This window comes from Pseudomonas sp. H1_D05 (assembly GCF_054682705.1).
In genome coordinates this window covers 2,542,330-2,561,630 of the sequence record NZ_CP162825.1, presented here as the reverse complement: position 1 = coordinate 2,561,630, position 19,301 = coordinate 2,542,330, and the positions used below count along the sequence as shown (strand labels likewise).

The window sequence follows — 19,301 nt, the reverse complement described above, 5'->3', positions numbered from 1 at the left end:
CTCGCTCCCACAGGGTTCTGTGTGTAACAGAAGGAATTTGAACATGCTGCAAGTCGACAAGCTGCACCAGTACTACGGCGGTAGCCACATCCTCCGGGGCCTGTCTTTCGACGTGAAGGTCGGCGAAGTCACCTGCCTGCTTGGCCGTAACGGCGTGGGCAAGACCACCCTGCTCAAATGCCTGATGGGCCTGCTGCCGGCCAAGGAAGGTGCGGTGAACTGGGAAGGCAAACCGATCACCGCGTTCAAGCCGCACCAGCGTGTCCACGCCGGCATCGCTTATGTGCCGCAAGGCCGGGAAATCTTCGGACGGCTGACCGTGGAAGAAAACCTGTTGATGGGTTTGTCGCGGTTTCCCGGCAGTGAAGCCAAAGAAGTCCCGGGTTTCATCTACGAACTGTTTCCGGTGCTGCTACAAATGAAGCAGCGTCGCGGCGGTGACCTCTCTGGCGGTCAGCAACAGCAGTTAGCGATCGGGCGAGCATTGGCCAGCCGCCCACGTTTACTGATCCTCGACGAACCCACCGAAGGCATTCAACCCTCGGTGATCAAAGAGATCGGCGCGGTCATCAAGAAACTTGCGGCGCGCGGTGACATGGCGATTTTGCTGGTGGAGCAGTTCTACGATTTCGCCGCAGAACTGGCCGATCAGTACCTGGTGATGTCCCGGGGCGAGATCGTCCAGCAAGGTCGCGGTGAAAATATGGAGGCCGAAGGTGTACGCGGGCTGGTAACGATCTAGTACAACGAACTAATCTGTAGCTTCCTAACGATAATTACAAACCATGAATTCGACTGTTTCACCTGCCCTGTTTACCCCGAGCTGGCACGCCGAGCTGGAACTCGCTTACGCCCGTTTCGGTGACTGCACGCGTCCGGTCATGCGCCGGCACCTCGGTCCGCTGCGGGTGCAAAAGCACCTGTACGCCGAAGGCCCCGAGGTCTGCCAGCACATCATCGTCCACCCGCCAGGCGGGATTGCCGGCGGTGATCGCCTCGATATCAGCGCACGTGTCGAGCAACACGCCTGGGCGCAGATCACCAGCCCCGGCGCGGCCAAGTGGTACCGCGCGGGTGGGCCGGCGTATCAAAAGCTCGACTTGAAAGTGGCGGCCGGGGCGACGCTGGAATGGCTGCCGCAGGAGACCATCGTCTACAGCGCCGCGCAGGCTGAGCTGAGTACTTCGATTGATCTTGAAGGCGATGCGCGGCTGTTTTATTGGGACGTGGTGGCGTTGGGTCGCCCGGCCAGTGGCGAGCGTTTTGACCGTGGGCATTTTCAGGCGCATCTGGATATTCGCCGCGATGGCCGATTGCTCTGGCATGAACGCCAGCGCATTGTCGGTGACGACGGTTTGCTTGATTCGCCGATCGGGCTGGATGGTCATCCGGTGTTTGCGACGTTGTTGGTCACTGGTGAGATTGATGCTGAGTTGCTGGAGCGCTGCCGCTCGCTGGGCCACGAAGTGCGTGGGGATCTGACGCAGTTGCCGGGGCTTTTGGTGGCTCGTTGTCTGGCCAGTGAGGCGCTGCTCGCCCGCGCCTGGCTAATCGATTTATGGCGTTTGCTCAGACCCGCCCTGCTGGGTCGCGACGCGGTATCCCCAAGAATATGGAGCACCTGAAAAGCGACCCTCACCCCCCGCCCTCTCCCGGAGGGAGAGGGAGCCTGACCGAGTCGTTTGAAATGAATGTAACTGCCTGAGCGAATACTGCTGACTGAACCGGCCACTGAAAACAACCGAGATCAGTCCCCTCTCCCTCGAAGGAGAGAACCTGACCGAGTCGTTTGAAATGAATTTAACTGCCTGAACGAATACTGCTGACTGAACCGGCCACTGAAAACAACCGAGATCAGTCCCCTCTCCCTCGGGAGAGGGCTAGGGTGAGGGGTTGCTCCAACGGGCACCCCGCGCCCGCAAGAACCTCACAAATCTGCCCTGATGGAACCCCACAATGGACCTGACTCCACGCGAAAAAGACAAGCTGCTGATCTTCACCGCCGGCCTCGTCGCCGAGCGGCGTCTGGCCCGCGGCGTAAAACTCAATTACCCGGAAGCCATGGCCTACATCTCCGCCGCGCTGCTCGAAGGCGCGCGTGACGGCCAGACCGTGGCCGAGCTGATGCACTTCGGCACCACCCTGCTCAGCCGCGAACAAGTGATGGAAGGCATCCCGGAAATGATCCCGGAGATCCAGGTTGAAGCGACGTTTCCCGACGGCACCAAACTGGTCACCGTCCACCAGCCGATCGTCTGAGGCCGCGCCATGACTTACACCATTCGCGATGCGCTGCACGCCGACCTGCCGGCGATCCGTGACATCTACAACGACGCCGTGCTCAACACCACGGCGATCTGGAATGAACAAGCCGTCGATCTCGGCAACCGCCAGGCGTGGTTCAGCGCGCGTCAGGCCCAGGCTTATCCGATTCTGCTGATCGTCGACGCCGACAACAGCGTGCTCGGCTACGCTTCCTTCGGTGACTGGCGACCGTTCGACGGCTTTCGCCACACCGTCGAGCACTCGGTTTATGTGCGCAGCGACCAGCGTGGCAATGGCCTCGGCCCGCAATTGATGGCAGCGCTGATCGAGCGCGCCAGAACCTGCGGCAAACACGTGATGGTCGCCGCCATAGAAAGCGGCAACGCTGCCTCGATTCGTCTGCATGAGCGCGCCGGTTTCAACATTACCGGGCAGATGCCGCAAGTCGGCACCAAATTCGGCCGCTGGCTCGACCTGACCTTCATGCAGCTGACCCTCAACCCTGGCGCGGAACCGCCTGACGCCAACAAGGAGTGACACCGATGAACGCCGCCCAACTGCGCCGCGTCAATGCTGAAAGTTTTGCGCATTACCGTCAGGGCCTGATTGATCTGCTGCTCGATGCCGTGGGTTACGGCGCCAGCGTCGGCTTCATGGCCGACCTCGATGCGGCGCAGGCGCGCGCGTATTTCGATGACGTGCAGGACAACGTCAACAAGGGCAGCGTGCTGCTTTGGGTGGTGGTCAAGGACGAGCAGGTACTGGCCAGTGTGCAACTGGGCCTGTGCCAGAAGGCCAACGGCCTCAATCGTGCCGAGGTGCAGAAACTGCTAGTGCGGGAACACGCACGACGTCGCGGCCTCGGCCAGCAACTGATGAGTGCGTTGGAACTCGAAGCGCCGAAACACAAGCGCGGCATGCTTTACCTCGACACCGAGGCCGGCTCGCCCGCCGAAGATTTCTACAAGGCGTTGGGCTACAGCCGCGCAGGCGAAATCCCTGATTACGCCTGCGATCCGAACGGCACCTATCGGCCGACCGCCCTCTATTACAAGATTCTGCAAGGAGCCCAGTGATGATTCCTGGCGAGTACCAGATCCAGCCCGGCGACATCGAACTCAACGTCGGCCGCCGCACTATCAGCCTGAAAGTTGCCAACAGTGGCGACCGGCCAATTCAGGTCGGTTCGCACTATCACTTTTTTGAAACCAACGACGCACTGACCTTCGATCGCGCCGCCAGCCGTGGCATGCGCCTGAATATTCCGGCGGGCACGGCGGTGCGCTTTGAGCCGGGGCAGAGCCGTGAGGTTGAGCTGGTCGATTACGCCGGGCATCGGCGGGTGTTCGGATTTGCCGGACGAATAATGGGTGACCTCTGACATCTGCGTGCACCGCTGCCCCTCACCCCAGCCCTCTCCCGAGGGAGAGGGAGCCGATCACCGATAACCGCCCCACCGCGACCAGTCCCCTCTGCGGCGCCGATCACCGATAGCCGGCCCACCGCGTACAGTCCCCTCTCCCTCTGGGAGAGGGCTAGGGTGAGGGTCGATGGCTCACCACTATTTTCCTGAAGGACGCTGCATGAAAATTTCCCGTCAAGCCTACGCCGACATGTTCGGCCCCACCGTCGGCGACAAGGTGCGCCTGGCCGACACCGAGCTGTGGATCGAAGTCGAACAAGACTTCACCACCTACGGCGAAGAAGTGAAATTCGGTGGCGGCAAAGTCATCCGCGACGGCCAGGGCCAAAGCCAGTTGCTGGCTGCCGAAGTGGTCGACACGCTGATCACCAACGCGCTGATCATCGACCACTGGGGCATCGTCAAAGCCGACGTCGGCCTCAAGGACGGGCGCATCGCCGCGATCGGCAAGGCCGGCAACCCCGACGTGCAGCCCAACGTGACCATCGCCATTGGCGCCGGCACCGAAGTAATCGCCGGCGAAGGCATGATCCTCACCGCGGGTGGCATCGACACACACATCCATTTCATCTGCCCGCAGCAGATCGAAGAAGCACTGATGAGCGGCGTCACCACCATGATCGGCGGCGGCACCGGCCCAGCCACTGGCACCAACGCCACCACTTGCACCTCCGGCCCGTGGCACTTGGCGCGCATGCTTCAGGCCGCTGACGCGTTCCCGATGAACATCGGCCTCACCGGCAAAGGCAACGCCAGCCTGCCGGAACCGCTGATCGAGCAGGTCAAGGCCGGCGCCATCGGCCTCAAGTTGCACGAAGACTGGGGCACCACGCCAGCAAGCATCGATAACTGCCTGAGCGTCGCCGATCAGTTCGACGTGCAGGTGGCGATCCACACCGACACCCTCAACGAATCCGGTTTCGTCGAAACCACCCTCGGCGCGTTCAAGGGCCGCACCATTCACACCTATCACACCGAAGGTGCCGGTGGCGGTCACGCACCGGACATCATCAAGGCTTGCGGCTTCCCTAACGTGCTGCCGAGCTCGACCAACCCGACCCGACCGTTCACGCGCAACACCATCGACGAACATCTCGACATGCTGATGGTCTGCCACCATCTCGACCCGAGCATTGCCGAAGACGTCGCCTTCGCCGAAAGCCGGATCCGCCGCGAAACGATTGCCGCCGAAGACATCCTTCACGACCTCGGCGCGTTCTCGATGATCAGCTCCGACAGCCAGGCCATGGGCCGTGTCGGCGAAGTCATCACGCGCACCTGGCAGACCGCCGACAAGATGAAAAAGCAGCGCGGCCCGCTGCCGCAGGACGGCGCAGGCAACGACAACTTCCGCGCCAAGCGCTACATCGCCAAGTACACGATCAACCCGGCGATCACCCATGGCATCAGCCATGAAGTCGGCTCGATCGAAGTCGGCAAGTGGGCCGATCTGGTGCTGTGGCGTCCGGCATTCTTCGGCGTGAAACCGACGTTGATCCTCAAGGGCGGTGCGATTGCCGCGAGCCTGATGGGCGATGCCAACGCCTCGATCCCGACGCCGCAACCGGTGCACTACCGCCCGATGTTCGCCAGCTACGGCGGCTCGCTGCATGCCACCAGCCTGACCTTTATCAGTCAGGCGGCGCAGGAAGCCGGGCTGCCTGAAACATTGGGTTTGAAGAAGAAAATCGGCGTGGTCAAAGGCTGCCGTGATGTGCAGAAAACCGACCTGATCCACAACGACTATCTGCCGAATATCGATGTCGATCCACAGACCTATCAGGTCAAGGCGGATGGCGTTCTGCTGTGGTGTGAACCGGCAGAAACCCTGCCAATGGCCCAGCGGTATTTCCTGTTCTGACGCAGCCGCCACGCTGTAGAAAGGCCTCGGGACCGCGCCTTGCGCACAGTCTCGGGGCCTTTTTCGTGCCGGTATGAAACCACCAAGCAAACAGTCGTGTAATTCTCGCCAAAGGAACTACTATTCGATTCGCTCCACCTCTTTTCAGGAACTGCCCATGCGTCTATCCGAGTTCATCCTGGCGAATATCGAGCCTATCGTCGATGAGTGGGAACAGTTCGCCGCAACGATCACGCCAGCCGCCGACTACCTGGATTCCGCGGCTCTGCGCGATCACGCCAGCGCCATTCTGCGGGCCGCGGCCCGCGACATGAGCAAGCCGCAGAGCCCTGCCGAACAGGCCGCCAAAGCCAAGGGCGAAGGCCCGGAAAAAACCCCGAGTCTGGACGAGGCCGGCGCCAGTCATGGCGAGTTGCGCCACACCGTGGGTTTTGACCTGGTGCAGATGACCTCCGAGTTCCGTCATCTGCGCGCTTGCGTGATCCGCCTGTGGGTCGACAGCCTCAAAGCCCCGGACATGGCCTATTTTCAGGACATGATCCGCTTCAACGAAGCCATCGACGAAGCACTGGCCGAATCGACTGCGGCCTACGCCGAACAGGTCAATCGCTCGCGAGACATCTTCCTCGCCATTCTCGGCCATGACCTGCGTGCGCCGCTGCAAGCGGTGAGCATGTCCATCGAGTTGCTGCTGCGCAAATCCAGCCTCGAGGGCGATGCGCTGGCCTGCGCCCTGCACATCAAGCGTGGCGCACGGCACATGGCGGCGATGGTCAGCGACTTGCTGGAACTGGTGCGCAGTCGACTGGGCAGAAGCCTGCCGATCGAACCAACGCCAATGGACCTGGCCGATGCCGCACGGGCGGCGATTGCCGAGGCGTGCGCCGGCAATCCGGAGTGCGATCCGAAGCTCAATGTTAACGGCGACCCGCGCGGTACCTGGGATGCCGGCCGAATCGACCAGTTACTGCAGAACCTGATTGGCAATGCCTTGCAGCACGGAGCCAAAAAGCGCGATGTCACTCTCGATATCGATGGCGCGGGCGAAAACGTCTGCCTGTCGGTGCACAACTACGGCACACCGATTCCCGAAGAGGCACTCGGCACGATTTTCGACCCGCTGGTGCGCAGCGCCGACGAAGAACTCGGACAGCCGTCAACCAGCCTCGGGTTGGGCCTGTTTATCGTCAAGGAAGTGGTGAGTGCCCATGGCGGCACCATCGAAGTCAGCTCGAACGATACTGACGGGACGCGGTTCAACGTGGTGTTGCCCAGAACGGTTTAAGCAGGATCACCGCGTTATCGTTCTTCGCGAGCAAGCTCGCTCCCACAGGAGACCGTGCTCACATGTGGGAGCGGGATTGCTCGCGAAGAGGCGCGATCAAGCAACTGATAAACATCAGGCAGACTACTCGACCACCAGCCGCCCCAAACGCTGGCGCAACATGCGGTTCTCGGCCCGCAGCTCCTGCACTTCTTCAAGCAGATCGAGTGCCAGCGCGACGCCCTCCCACTCAAGCTCCAGATCACGCCGCAGCTTCGCGGCGCGTTTGGCCAGACTCAGCTCGTAGTCGGTGAAACGCCACTCCCGGGGCTGCGCACCCTGAGGTTCGAGGATGCCGTGTTCGACGATTTCGATCACGTAGACGTCCGACAGATCGGCCGCCTCACAGAATTCTGCCAGGTCCAGTTGAACGATCAGGGGGCTGCTCATGATGGGCTACTCCGTCGTCGGGTTCAGAAGTTCTCGCGCGGGTTGAAGGCGGCTTTCTTCGCCAGTTCCTGCCACAGTGCCTTGACCTCGTCGTCAGCAGCTTTCGGCATCACGGCTTTGAGCTGGACGAACAGGTAACCGCGTTCGCCGGCCTTGTTTTTCAGACCATGACCCTTGGCGCGCATGCGTTGGCCGTTCTGGCTGCCGGCCGGGACCTTGAGGTTGATCTTGCCGGTCAGGGTCGGCACGGCCACTTCGGTGCCCAGCGCCAGCTCCCACGGGGCCAGCGGCAAGGTGATGATGAGGTTTTCGCCTTCAACATCGAATTTCGGGTGTGGCGCAAAACGAATGGTCAGGTACAGATCGCCATTCGCCCCGCCACCAACGCCCGGTGCGCCTGGCCCTTGAGGCGGATGCGCTCGCCGTCGGTCACGCCCGCCGGGATCTTCACGTTCAGGCTCTTGCTGGTGTTACTGACGTGCTGGCCGTTGGCGTTGTACTGCGGCACCTGGAAGGTGACTTTCTTCGACTCGTTCGACAGCGTCTCCTCGAGGAAGATCGGCAGTTCCATTTCCACGTCTTGCCCTCGGCGCCCGGTACTGCGTTGTTGTCGACCTTCGCCGCCACCGAAACCGGGGCCGCGATTGCCGAAGATCGAACTGAAGAAGTCCGAGAAGTCACCGGTGTCGCCACCGCCGCCGCCAAAGCCGCCACGGCTCTGCCAGCCCGGTGGTCCCTGGAACGGCTGACCGTGCTGACCATAACGGCGCAGCTCGTCGTATTCGGCGCGTTTGTCGGCGCTTTTCAGCGCTTCATAGGCTTCCGAGGCGTCTTTGAACTTGGCCTCGGCGTCTTTTTCCTTGCTGACATCGGGGTGGTATTTGCGCGCCAGCTTGCGATAGGCAGCCTTGATTGCCTTGTCGTCTGCTGTCGGCTCCACGCCGAGTATCTTGTAATAGTCTTTGAAGTCCATCGAAGGAGTCACCGTCCGTTATCGATTTCGCGCCGATGCCAGCATGCGCCGATTCGCGCGTGCCAGGTTGACCGATCTCAAAGTTGTGACCGGGTGGCGCAGCAGAAGTTTATCGGCAGTGGACGGCGGTTCTTGCGACCGCCGGTGGTTCTGCCGGCCCATGCCAGCAAGTTTGGGGCAAAGCTTGAGGTTTCAAGGCAGTTTAGTCGTGAAATAGCAGATGACCGGCCTTCGAATCTGGCGCGCACTGACATACACTGCGCGGCCGTTTTTTTGACCGGAACCGAAAGACATGAAAGACGCCTCTCCAGCCCGTGCCTGCGGCATCGACTTCGGCACGTCCAACTCCACCGTCGGCTGGCTGCGCCCCGGGATGGAAACGATGATCGCGCTGGAAGACGACAAGATCACCCTGCCGTCGGTGGTCTTCTTCAACATCGAGGAACGCCGTCCGGTGTATGGTCGTCTGGCGCTGCACGAGTACCTGGAAGGCTACGAAGGCCGGCTGATGCGCTCGCTGAAAAGCCTGCTCGGTTCCAAGCTGATCAAGCACGACACCAGCGTGCTCGGCACGGCGATGCCGTTCAAGGACTTGCTCGGCCTGTTCATCGGCCAGTTGAAGAACCGCGCCGAAACCGCCGCCGGTCGGGAATTCGAGCAGGTGGTGCTTGGCCGTCCGGTGTTCTTCGTCGATGACGATCCACTGGCTGACCAGGAAGCCGAAGACACCCTGGTCGAAGTGGCGCGCAAGATCGGCTTCAAAGAGGTCTCGTTCCAGTACGAACCGATTGCGGCGGCCTTCGACTACGAGTCGACCATCGAGAAAGAAGAGCTGGTGCTGATTGTCGACATCGGCGGTGGTACCTCTGACTTCTCGCTGGTGCGCCTGTCGCCCGAGCGTCGTGGCCTGGATAACCGTCACGATGACATCCTCGCCACCGGCGGTGTGCACATCGGCGGGACCGATTTCGACAAACAGCTGAGCCTGCAAGGTCTGATGCCGCTGTTCGGCTACGGCAGCCGCATGAAGAGCGGCGCCTACATGCCGACCAGCCACCACATGAACCTGGCGACCTGGCACACCATCAACTCGGTGTACTCGCAAAAATCCAGCCTGGCGCTGGGCAGCATGCGCTACGACATCGAAGACACTGGCGGCATCGATCGCTTGTTCAAGCTGATCGAACAGCGCGCCGGGCACTGGCTGGCGATGGAAGTCGAAGAAACCAAGATCCAGCTGACCCACAGCGACAGCCGCCATGTGCCGCTGGACCGGATCGAAGCCGGGCTGAGTGTGGAACTGACGCGCGTACTGTTCGAATCAGCGATCGATGCGTTGCTGGAGCGGGTACGCGGCAGTGTTACGCAGTTGTTGAACGATGCCGGTGTGGCGGTGGAACAGGTCGACACGGTGTTCTTCACCGGTGGTTCGAGCGGCATTCCGGCACTGCGCAACAGCGTCTCGGCGATGCTGCCGAATGCGCGGCATGTCGAAGGGAATATTTTTGGCAGCATTGGTAGCGGTTTGGCGATTGACGCGATGAAACGCTATGGCGCCATGAACTGACCTGAAATCGGCGTCGCGCCTTTCGCGAGCAAGCTCGCTCCCACATTTGACCGCATTTCTTCAGTTGAAATGCAATTCAGTGTGGGAGCGAGCTTGCTCGCGAAGGCGCCAGATCAGGCGACACAGATTCATCGGTTAGACCATCCCGCCCAGCTTCAACTCACTCTTCAGGTACGCATAATAAATCGGCCCCGCCACCACCCCCGGCAGGCCGAACGCGGCCTCGAACACCAGCATCGCCAGCAGCAACTCCCACGACTTGGCACTGATCTGCCCGCCGACAATCCGCGCGTTGAGGAAGTACTCGAGCTTGTGGATAAAAATCAGATAGCCCAGCGCGGCAATCGCCACCCAGATCGATAGCGACAGGCCGACGATGGTGATCAGCGTGTTCGACATCAGGTTGCCGATCACCGGCAGCAGGCCGAGCAGGAAGGTCAGCACGATCAGGGTTTTGGTCAGCGGCAACTTGATGCCGAACATCGGCAGGATCACCGCGAGGAAGATCCCGGTGAAGAAAGTGTTGAGCAGGGAAATCTTGATTTGCGCGAAGACGATGTTGCGGAAGGCCTGCACCAGCAAGTGCAAGCGATCAAACAGGGCCGCCGCCAGCGGTTTGCGCTTGGTGACGTCGGGGATGCGCTGCAAGGCGATGATCGCACCGAGCACCATGCCGATCAGCAGCGTCACAAACATATGTGCCGCGTCTTTGCCGACCAGTTGCAGGTCGGACAGGTGCTTGCCCATCCACTCGCCAATCGCTACGCGAAATTCCGCAGCACTGGCCGGCAGATAGGCGTCGATGAACGGCGGCAATTGCCCCCGCGCGCGGTCGACCACGCCCATGAACTTGTCCAGTGAGGCGCCGGGATTTTCCGCTTCATGCAATAAGAAGCTGATGGCGCCGGCAAAGATCAACGCCAGCACACTCACCACTAACGTGCCCAGCAACGCCACCGCCAGCCAACGCGCGCGGCGGCCTTCGATCAGCCGTTGCAGTTGCGGGGTGAGCATGTTGACCAGTTCAAATACCAGCAGCCCGGCCAGCAGGCTCGGCAACAAGCGCAGCGGCAGCACCAGCAGCAAACCGCCGAAAATGATGATGCAACTGACCCAGAACACTACATGACGCTCAGAAAACGTTGGCATACAGCCTCAAAACGAACGGCGTAAAAGGATTGGCAGTCTGCCAGCGTTCCGGGGTGAGCACTAGAAATATGCGGTGCTTCAGGTCCCCTCACCCTAGCCCTCTCCCAGGGGGAGAGGGAACCGATTGGGGGATGCTCTGGATATCCAGTGACCTGAGACAGCGCCATGGAATCCATAATCGACCGGTTTTTTTCAGGTCGACGAGTTTCTTGAGACACCGCGGTCAGTCCCCTCTCCCTCCGGGAGAGGGTTAGGGTGAGGGCAAATTTCAAGCGGACGCGTCGACCCTGACACTCCACAGAACCGGATTATTTTTTCTTCAGGCAATCACTCATGAACGTCTTGCGCGCATCGCCGGTCAGGGCTTTGGTTTTCGCGTCGGCGTTACAGGTTTTCATTTTCTCCTGCTGCGGGGTCAGGGCCTTGGCATCGTTGGCCGCTGGCGCTGCCTTAAGGCAGGTGCTCATGAAGGTTTTGCGCTCATCGCCTTTCAGACTCTTGGCGGTCGCATCAGCATTGCAGGTGGTCATCTTGTTCTGTTGCGCCGTGGCGGCAAAACCTTGGGAACACAGGAGCAAACCAATCATCAACAAAGGGACACGCAACATCTTCATGGAGTTTTCTCCTTGTCGCCGCACCGATGGGAACGGCCTCTGCTGGAGTGTAGCCAAATCTTGTTACACCTTCCTGCCTTCCAGATGGCTACGGCGATACTGCTCTGGCGTACACCCGGCCTGCCGCGCGAACATGGCGATAAACGCCGAGCCACTGCTGTAGCCGAGATCGAAGGCGATTTCCTGCACGCTGCGCGAAGTTTCCAGCGCCTCGATTGCCGCGAGATAGCGCAGACGCTGGCGCCACTCGCCGAAACTCATCCCCAGCTCCCGAACGAATTGCCGGGCCAGCGTGCGTTCGCTGACGTGCACCTGCAGCGCCCAATGCGCCAGCGGCTGATTGTTGCCCGGCTCGGCCTGCAAGGTTTCGAGAATCGCCAGCAACCCCGGACTGCTCGCGTACGGCAGATAGCATTCGTGCACTGGCGCCTGTTGCAGTTGATCGACGAGAACCTGAGCCAGACGCTGATCGGCATCGAGCTCAGGAATCTTCACGTCGCGGGCGGCGAAGTCTTTGAGAATCGCCTTGAGAATGTCGCTGATCGCCAGGGTACAGGCGCGCTTGGGCAGTTCGGCGCAGACTTTGGGGTCAAGGCACACCGCGCGATAGTTGACCGGTTGACGGCTGTAGAAACTGTGCTCGACCTGCGGCGGCACCCACACCGCGTACTGCGGCGGCGACATGAAACGGCTGCCGTCGACGTCCATGTGCAGCACGCCATGAGCGGCGTACTCAAGCGTGCCCCACGGATGCCGATGCGGGGCGGCGAATTCGTGGGCATTGAAGTCGGCGTAGCGGAAGTACACCGCTGACGGCAGTTCGCTGAAATCCAGCAGATCGATGTGTTTGCTGTTCATGCTGTCCGGTTTCAAAGGCAGGTTGTCTGGTTCGCAGTATAGGCCTGCATCCAGACAAGGGATAATTGCCCTTCATCAACGTACTGGTTTCGACTCATGCAATACGCGTTTCCGCTGCTGGCGATTTTTATCTGGGCCGGCAATACCGTGATCAACAAACTCGCAGTCGGGGCGATTTTCCCCGCCGAGATCGGTTTCTACCGCTGGCTGCTCGCCGGTTTGCTGTTCACCCCATTCATGCTCAAAGCCGTCATCGCGCACTGGCCGCAAATCCGTCCAAACCTGGGCAGGATTTTCATCCTCGGCGTACTCGGCATGGCGGTCTATCAGAGCCTCGCCTACTTCGCCGCAACCCTGACCACCGCGACCAACATGGGCATCATCCTCTCGCTGATGCCGTTGATGTCGCTGGCCATGGCGATCATCAGTCTCGGCCAACGCCTGACCGCCGGTGCGCTGGTCGGTGCGGTTCTGTCGTTTGCCGGCGTATTGGTCGTGGTCTCGTCCGGCAGCCTCGGCGCGTTGCTGCAGCACGGCGTGAACATGGGTGATGCGATGATGCTGATCGCCACCCTGGCCTATGCGATCTACAGCACTTTGCTGAAAAAATGGCAGCTGCGCCTGCCGCCGCTGGTGTTGCTGTATTTGCAGGTGCTGGTGGCGATTGTCGTGTTGTTTCCTTTGTATGCCGCCTCGCCAAAAACCGGTTTGACCCTGCAGAACATTCCGCTGGTGTTGTATGCATGCCTGCTGGCGTCGATGCTTGCGCCACTGGCGTGGATGCAAGCTGTGCAGCGGTTGGGGCCGAGTCGCACGACGTTGTTCTTTAACTTGCTGCCGTTGATTACCGCGCTGATTGCAGCAGTGGTGTTGAAGGAGCAGTTGGCGATGTATCACCTGGTCGGTGGGTTGCTGACCTTGGGTGGGGTGATTTTGTCTGAGCGCTGGACCACCGTGTTGGGCCGCCGGATCAGCGTTGCCTGACCCGACCTCTTCGCGAGCAAGCTCGCTCCCACAGGGAAATGCATTCGAATGTGGGAGCGAGCTTGCTCGCGAAGAACGATGACTAGGTCTTGCGGTTAAACGCCGGCAGCCTTTAGCCGCGCCGCATGCTCAACAAACAGCCGAACCGGATCCGCGCCCTTGCCAACCAGACCCAGCGACTGGTTAACAATGTCGAAGTGATCCAGCGGATAGTCATCGCCAATCACCGTGCCCAGATGCGAGCTGTACCGCCCGACCATGCCGTCGCACTGCCCCGGCTCACGCACGAAGGTTTTCGCAAACAAGCGACAGCTACGATTGGTGCCGTCGAACAGATTACCGCCACGATCAGTCTTGCCCGGCTGCAACGTTCCTGACCATGAGTAATAACGCACACCATTGACCTCCTCCGGCCCGTGCCCACCCCAGGTTTCAGGCAACCCCTGTGGATAACGCTGATTGAACAGCGCCACACCCTCAGTCGTCAGCGATTGGTGCGAGGCGTGAATATCCACCGGCAGTTTCGGCCCGTGGTAACCGGTCTCCAGCAGTGCCATCAGCCAGCCGACAAAACGCAGCAATGCTTCAAGCAGACGGCCCTTGGCGCTGTCCGCCGGGTAGTGTTTTTGCAGATAGTCGGCCAGTTCAGAGCCATGATTCGGTCCGGCGACCGACGTCACCGAGGCCACCAGATCCGGCCGTTTCGCCGCCGCATAGCGCGCCGTCAGCGAACCCTGACTGTGGCCGAACAGGTTGACCTTGTGCGCCCCGGTCTCGCGCAAAATCTCATCAATCCGCGCCAGCAACTGCTCGCCGCGCACCTCCGTCGAATGCAGCGGCGACACCTGTACAGCAATCACCGTCGCCCCACCACGGCGCAGCGCCTTGATGATGCCGTACCAGTACGGATAGAGAGCCAGCCGGATAAACCCGAGCATGCCGGGCACCAGCACCAGTGGATAACGCGTTGACATGGGCAAACATCCTTGTGGTCGGTGAGTGGATGCCAGGCGTGCAAAACGCCCGCCAAGCATCCTCCGTGATGATGACAACTCGACGACCAGCCTACTTCAGGCCCACCACCCCCGCCACAATCAGCCCGACTGACAGCAGTTTGACCAGCGTCAGGCTCTCGCCCAACAGGGCGAAACCGAGGAACACCGTGCCGAGTGAGCCAATCGCGGTCCAGATCGGGTAGGCGATGCTCACCGGCAACTCGCGCATTGCCAGTGTCAGGAAGTAGATCCCGCCGATCGCCGCAATCACCGTGATCAACGACGGCCAGAGCCGGGTGAAGCCTTCGGCGTATTTCATGCCCATGGCGAACGTCACTTCAAATCCGGCGGCGATCAGCAGGAACAGCCAGGCCACCTAGAACTCCCGGGCAAGGCTGAGCAAACGCTGCTCGGCCTCGGCCAACGACACCGCGAAGGTGCGTTCGGCGGACTCTTCGCCCTCGGCAGCGACCACGCTGACGTCGTTGATGCCGATGAACCCCAGCGCCGCGCGCAACCACGGATCGGCGTGGTTCAAGGCTTCCAGCTCGCCGCCCGGGCCGAAGCCAAAACCACCGCGACTGGTGACGATCAGCGCCTTCTTGCCCTGCAACAGCGGCGTGTACTGGGCGACGCCGTTGTCCAGCGTGTGATCGAAGGTCAGGCCCAGCCGCACGATCTGATCGACCCAGGCCTTAAGGCCGCTGGGTACGCTGAAGTTGTACATCGGCGTGGAAATCAGCAGCAGGTCGTGGTCGAACAACTCGCCAACCAGTTGATCGCTCAATGCCAGATCAGCCTGCATCGACAATGGGCGCGCTTCAGGCTCCGGATAAAACGCGGCAGCGACAAAGGCCTCGTTGACCGCCGGAATCAACGCTCGGCCGACTTCACGCCGGGTCACCTGCGCCTGTGGATGACGCACCTGCCAGGCGCTGAGAAAAGCTTCCGCCAACCGCCGCGAGTGCGAACGGTCACCACGTGGGCTGGCATGTATCGCAAGAATCTTGCTCATCTGAAACTCCTTGAGGCTAGACTTTGATTGCTGTGTCGCTGCAGATTGCAGGCAGCAGACCGTTGCCTCAAATGAGCAAAAATCAGTCGGGATGAATTGATTTCATCCATGGAGTTTTCCAATGTTTGCCTCGTTACCGCTGACCGCCCTGCGCGCCTTTGAATCGGCATCACGATTGCTGAGCTTCAAGGCTGCCGCCGAAGAGCTTTCGGTCACGCCGACCGCGATTTCTCATCAGATCCGTTCGCTGGAAGACTGGCTCGGTGTCGCGTTGTTTGAACGTCTGCCACGCCAGGTGCGCCTGACCGAGGGCGGCGAGCGCCTGTTTCGCAGCCTGCACGGCGCGCTGCTGGAAGTGGCGCAAAGCGTCGACACCCTGCGCCCGCAACGCAACGCCAGCACGCTGACGCTGTCGACCACCGCCGCATTCGCGGCGCTGTGGCTGGTGCCGCGTCTCGGGCGCTTTTACGCGCAGCATCCGAACATCAACGTGCGCCTCGATACGCACTGCGAAGTCATCGATCTGCATCAGGACGCCAGTGTCGATCTGGTCCTGCGCTACAGCCTCGACGATTACCCGAACCTGTATGGCCTGTGCCTGTTCGATGAGTCGTTCGGCGTTTACGGCTCGCCCGAGCAAGTGGCGCTGGCCGCGCGGCGCACGCCAACGTTGATCAGCGTGCGCTGGCACAATTCCAAGCTGTATGCCCATGGCTGGGAAGCGTGGTGCGCCAAGGCAGGCGAAAACTGGTTACACGCGCAACCGGCCATCCGCGAATACGATGAAGAGCATTACGCCCTGCAAGCGGCGATCGCCGGGCAAGGGCTGGTGCTGGCGAGCAATATTCTGGTGTCGGAGAGTGTCGCCAGCGGTTTGCTGGTGCCGTTCATGGGCCAGGTTCAGGTCGATGGCGCCGGGTACAGCGCGTTGTGCGTGCCGGGGCGCGAGCGGCATCCGCCGGTGCGGGCTTTTTTTGCCTGGCTGCGCGAGGAGGCAGTTTTGTCCGGGCTGGCGCCAAGATCGCAGCTTTCGGCAGCTCCTACAGGGGTTGCGTAAACCGATAAAACTTTTTGCAACGCTCACGACTCACAGCTTAGGTAGCGACCGCGTCCGCAGAACGTGGCGACAATCGGATTAGCCTCCAGGAGATCGAAATGACCGACGACCTGCATCTGTCAGATGTTCAAACCTTGCGCGAACGTGCGCGCCAACACGTCGAGAACGGCGCCGTCACCGAGGGCTACAGCGCCGACCGTGAAGAGGTGCTGCGCTTGCTCAATGAATCGCTGGCCACTGAACTGGTCTGCGTGCTGCGCTACAAGCGCCACTACTTCATGGCCAATGGCGTGAAAGCCCATGTGGCCGCCGAAGAGTTTCTCGAACACGCCACCCAGGAAGCCCAGCACGCTGACCGTCTGGCCGAGCGCATTGTGCAATTGGGTGGCGAGCCCGAGTTCAACCCCGACATGCTGTCGAAGATGTCCCACGCGCAATACGTGGCCGGCAACACCCTCAAAGAGATGGTCTACGAAGACCTCGTTGCCGAGCGGATCGCCATCGACAGCTATCGCGAAATCATCCAGTACATCGGCGAGAAAGACCCGACTACGCGACGTATCTTCGAAGATATCCTGGCGCAGGAAGAAGAGCACGCCGATGACATGGCTGACATCCTGAACGACCTCTAACCCTTCAAAACCGCCTTCGCGAGCAGGCTCGCTCCCACATTGGAATGCATTTCAAATGTGGGAGCGAGCCTGCTCGCGAAGGGGCCATTTTGGGCACCGACTATTTAGTGGGTTTGACGGTAACCGGCGCCTTGCCCGCCTTCATCTGCTCCAGCAACGGCGCACACTGATTCGGCTCACCGCCACTCGGTGCCACCAGCGCCAACAGCCCCGCCGCCGGCGCGGCGATCACACCCAGCGCAACCATCCCCGCCCCGCGCAACATCAGCGGCACAGCCTTCACACCCGCGTCCGGCTTGATGAACTTGCCGCGCACGTAAAGCGGTGAACGCAGGGAAATCAAACGCCAGCCCTTGGATTCCGGGGTCACCGTCAGATCCAGTTGCTCGGTGGCCATGTTCGCCGTGCCGTCGATATAGATGATCGCGTTCTCGGTATCGAAGACAAACAGCTGCGTGGTCGCCAGACCGGTCTTGATGTCGAAGTCTGCCGCCGCGCAGTTGATCTTCACTTCCTTGTCGCCAAAGATCTTGCCGACCACATAGTTGCCGACGTTGAGCCCGGCCAGTTCCATCAGTTCGCGGCTGATCGCGCCGTCGTTGATCAACATCTTCAACTTGCCGTTGGCGCCGCCCAGTAGCTTGGCCACCGAGTTGCCGCGACCAGTGATATCGGCGTCGCCGTTGAGCTCACCGAAACTGGTCTTCATCGGCTCGAACGTCGGGAACAGCTCCTTGAGCTTGAACTTGCGCGCGGTCAATTTCGCGCGGCCCTCAAGCGGTTCGGTACGACCGTTGAGGCGGATCTGTGCATCAAGATTGCCGCCCGCCACGCCAAAGCGCAGTGGCTCCAGGCTGAGCTCGCCATCGTTAAGTTTCAGGTGGGTATAGAGGTCGTTGAATGGCAGTTTCTCGCTGTGGACGATGCGCTTGCCGGTGAACTCGACGTCGGCATCCATCGCGCGCCAGCGGTCGGTCTTGAACTCTTCCACCGGCAGCACTTTATCGGCCGGCTGTTTGCTCTCGCCGCCGCGCGCCTTCTGCTTGTCATTGGAGTCAGCGCCGATCAGCGGTGCGAGGTCAGCGAACAACAGTTGATTGGAAAGCAACGCGCCGCTGAGTTTCGGCCGTGGCTGGCTGGCGACGTAGGTAAGGTCGCCATGGATGTCGCTGCTGCCGATCTTGCCGTTGAACTGCTCGTAGGTAAATTTCGCCCCGGCCTCATCGTGCAGTTTGGCGATCAAGTGACCGTCAGTGGAATACGGAGGGGTGTCCGGCAGGGTCACGCCAGTCAGCGGATAAAGATTGCCGAGGCTGGCGCCGGCCAGTTTCAGGCGCAGATCGAGGGCGCCGAGGTTGAGCGGATCCGTCAGCGTGCCGGCCAGTTCGATGCGAGTGTCGCCGATCTTCGCCTGGGCCTGCAGCGGGAATGGCTTGCGCGCATCCTGCAAGGCGAGCAGCCCACCGATCTTGCCTTGGCCGGTTAGGTTTTGACCGTGGTATTGGCCTTTGACCTTCAAGGCAAACGCGTAATCCTGCGGCGCACCGCCCTTGTCCTGCGCAGTCTTCGCTGCTTTGTCACCGACGATATCGCTGTAGGGGATGGGTTTGCCCAGCGGATCGATCAGCACATCCAGATTGGTTTTGAGCGTTTGATCGTCGAGGGTGACATGGCCCTTGTCAAAACCGATGGCGCCGATGTCGACCACCCAGCTCGAGGGTTCAGCGTTCGGATCTTTCGGGTCGAACTTGAATGTCCAGTTGGCGCGGCCATCGGCCAGACGCTGCAACTCGGCATTGGGTTCGGTCAGATCGATGCGCGGAATCACCACGCGTTGCGCCAGCAATGCCAGCGGCGAGATACGCAGCTCAACGCGTTTGAGCGTGACCATCTGCTGCTTTTTCGACCAGTCCGGGTTGCCCAGGCTCAAATCCTCAGCGACCACGTGCGGCCACGGCACCCAGGCGCGCCAGCCACCCTCGTCCGGCTCGCGCTGCCAGATCACCGCGAGGTTGCCATTGATGGCAAACGGTCGGTGCAGTTCTTCCGAGACTTTGGCGTTGAGCGGCGGTTTGATCCGGTTCCAGTCGAAGAACACGATGATCAACACCAGCACGGCCAGTAGCAGCACGAGGATGGCGAAGGTCCAGCTGAAGATTTTTCCAGTGCGCGTCATGCACAAAGCTCCTGATCA

20 protein-coding genes and 1 pseudogene are annotated in these 19,301 nt (G+C 60.8%); 12 read left to right on the top strand and 9 right to left on the bottom strand.

The genetic code is table 11. From position 1 onward, the window contains the following. Positions 1-43 precede the first annotated feature (43 nt). The 8 genes from urtE (at position 44) to AB4O11_RS11495 (ending at position 6,834) form a co-directional block, all read left to right on the top strand. Positions 44-742, top strand: a complete 699-nt coding sequence (gene urtE, locus AB4O11_RS11530) for an urea ABC transporter ATP-binding subunit UrtE (protein ID WP_095047335.1) — start codon at positions 44-46, stop codon at positions 740-742. A 43-nt stretch (positions 743-785) separates the two neighbouring features. After that, positions 786-1,625, top strand: a complete 840-nt coding sequence (locus AB4O11_RS11525; RefSeq protein ID WP_116255811.1) for an urease accessory protein UreD — start codon at positions 786-788, stop codon at positions 1,623-1,625. Positions 1,626-1,956: 331 nt separating this feature from the next. Beyond that, a complete protein-coding gene (gene ureA, locus AB4O11_RS11520) occupies positions 1,957-2,259 on the top strand; it encodes an urease subunit gamma (RefSeq protein ID WP_007915951.1) in 303 nt (100 codons plus the stop codon). Positions 2,260-2,268: 9 nt separating this feature from the next. Continuing rightward, the gene (locus AB4O11_RS11515; RefSeq protein WP_099757869.1) at positions 2,269-2,802 is read left to right on the top strand and encodes a GNAT family N-acetyltransferase; all 534 of its coding nucleotides are present in this window, start codon (positions 2,269-2,271) and stop codon (positions 2,800-2,802) included. Between the two features lie 5 nt (positions 2,803-2,807). After that, a complete protein-coding gene (locus tag AB4O11_RS11510) occupies positions 2,808-3,341 on the top strand; it encodes an N-acetyltransferase family protein (protein ID WP_460130686.1) in 534 nt (177 codons plus the stop codon). Then, positions 3,341-3,646, top strand: a complete 306-nt coding sequence (locus tag AB4O11_RS11505) for an urease subunit beta (protein WP_093430217.1) — start codon at positions 3,341-3,343, stop codon at positions 3,644-3,646. The genes AB4O11_RS11510 and AB4O11_RS11505 overlap by 1 nt, the downstream gene beginning before the upstream one ends. A 202-nt stretch (positions 3,647-3,848) precedes the next feature. Further along, positions 3,849-5,549: an urease subunit alpha gene (gene ureC, locus AB4O11_RS11500; protein ID WP_093430216.1), complete on the top strand. Its 1,701-nt coding sequence runs from the start codon at positions 3,849-3,851 to the stop codon at positions 5,547-5,549. A gap of 157 nt (positions 5,550-5,706) precedes the next feature. Continuing rightward, positions 5,707-6,834: a sensor histidine kinase gene (locus tag AB4O11_RS11495; protein ID WP_460130685.1), complete on the top strand. Its 1,128-nt coding sequence runs from the start codon at positions 5,707-5,709 to the stop codon at positions 6,832-6,834. 123 nt (positions 6,835-6,957) lie between these two features. Here the strand turns inward: AB4O11_RS11495 and AB4O11_RS11490 are convergent, their stop codons facing one another. After that, positions 6,958-7,263 (bottom strand): chaperone modulator CbpM, encoded by a 306-nt coding sequence (locus AB4O11_RS11490; RefSeq protein WP_102354351.1) that lies wholly within the window; start codon positions 7,261-7,263, stop codon positions 6,958-6,960. Between the two features lie 23 nt (positions 7,264-7,286). Further along, a pseudogene (locus AB4O11_RS11485) lies at positions 7,287-8,236 on the bottom strand (DnaJ C-terminal domain-containing protein). A gap of 292 nt (positions 8,237-8,528) precedes the next feature. On the opposite strand from AB4O11_RS11485, the gene AB4O11_RS11480 reads away from it, so the two are divergent. Further along, a complete protein-coding gene (locus AB4O11_RS11480; protein ID WP_257356919.1) occupies positions 8,529-9,803 on the top strand; it encodes an Hsp70 family protein in 1,275 nt (424 codons plus the stop codon). A gap of 135 nt (positions 9,804-9,938) precedes the next feature. Here the strand turns inward: AB4O11_RS11480 and AB4O11_RS11475 are convergent, their stop codons facing one another. The 3 genes from AB4O11_RS11475 to AB4O11_RS11465 form a co-directional block, all read right to left on the bottom strand. Further along, positions 9,939-10,952: an AI-2E family transporter gene (locus tag AB4O11_RS11475; RefSeq protein ID WP_093430211.1), complete on the bottom strand. Its 1,014-nt coding sequence runs from the start codon at positions 10,950-10,952 to the stop codon at positions 9,939-9,941. A 308-nt stretch (positions 10,953-11,260) separates the two neighbouring features. Next, positions 11,261-11,566 carry a PsiF family protein gene (locus AB4O11_RS11470; protein WP_007950613.1) on the bottom strand — a complete coding sequence of 102 codons (306 nt, stop codon included), beginning with the start codon at positions 11,564-11,566 and terminating at the stop codon, positions 11,261-11,263. 63 nt (positions 11,567-11,629) lie between these two features. Further along, a complete protein-coding gene (locus AB4O11_RS11465) occupies positions 11,630-12,424 on the bottom strand; it encodes an AraC family transcriptional regulator (protein WP_414925546.1) in 795 nt (264 codons plus the stop codon). Between the two features lie 96 nt (positions 12,425-12,520). Here AB4O11_RS11465 and AB4O11_RS11460 point away from each other — a divergent pair, with 96 nt between their 5' ends. Beyond that, positions 12,521-13,408, top strand: coding sequence for a DMT family transporter (locus AB4O11_RS11460; RefSeq protein ID WP_093430210.1), 888 nt, complete (start codon positions 12,521-12,523; stop codon positions 13,406-13,408). A 95-nt stretch (positions 13,409-13,503) separates the two neighbouring features. On the opposite strand, the gene AB4O11_RS11455 is transcribed toward AB4O11_RS11460, so the two are convergent. The 3 genes from AB4O11_RS11455 to AB4O11_RS11445 all read right to left on the bottom strand — a co-directional run bounded on the left by AB4O11_RS11455 (position 13,504) and on the right by AB4O11_RS11445 (position 15,418). After that, complete coding sequence (locus AB4O11_RS11455) at positions 13,504-14,382, bottom strand: alpha/beta fold hydrolase (RefSeq protein WP_460130682.1); 879 nt, start codon at positions 14,380-14,382, stop codon at positions 13,504-13,506. Positions 14,383-14,473: 91 nt separating this feature from the next. Then, on the bottom strand, positions 14,474-14,779 hold the full coding sequence (locus AB4O11_RS11450) for a DMT family transporter (RefSeq protein WP_093430208.1): 306 nt from the start codon (positions 14,777-14,779) through the stop codon (positions 14,474-14,476). Beyond that, positions 14,780-15,418 carry an FMN-dependent NADH-azoreductase gene (locus AB4O11_RS11445; RefSeq protein ID WP_460130680.1) on the bottom strand — a complete coding sequence of 213 codons (639 nt, stop codon included), beginning with the start codon at positions 15,416-15,418 and terminating at the stop codon, positions 14,780-14,782. A 121-nt stretch (positions 15,419-15,539) separates the two neighbouring features. Here AB4O11_RS11445 and AB4O11_RS11440 point away from each other — a divergent pair, with 121 nt between their 5' ends. Together AB4O11_RS11440 and AB4O11_RS11435 are read left to right on the top strand one after the other, a co-directional pair. Next, positions 15,540-16,475 carry a LysR substrate-binding domain-containing protein gene (locus AB4O11_RS11440; protein ID WP_093430206.1) on the top strand — a complete coding sequence of 312 codons (936 nt, stop codon included), beginning with the start codon at positions 15,540-15,542 and terminating at the stop codon, positions 16,473-16,475. 98 nt (positions 16,476-16,573) lie between these two features. Then, entirely contained in the window at positions 16,574-17,107 is a 534-nt protein-coding gene (locus AB4O11_RS11435; RefSeq protein ID WP_460130678.1) for a ferritin-like domain-containing protein, read from the top strand. A 100-nt stretch (positions 17,108-17,207) separates the two neighbouring features. On the opposite strand, the gene AB4O11_RS11430 is transcribed toward AB4O11_RS11435, so the two are convergent. Further along, positions 17,208-19,283: an AsmA family protein gene (locus tag AB4O11_RS11430; protein ID WP_093430204.1), complete on the bottom strand. Its 2,076-nt coding sequence runs from the start codon at positions 19,281-19,283 to the stop codon at positions 17,208-17,210. Positions 19,284-19,301 lie beyond the last annotated feature (18 nt).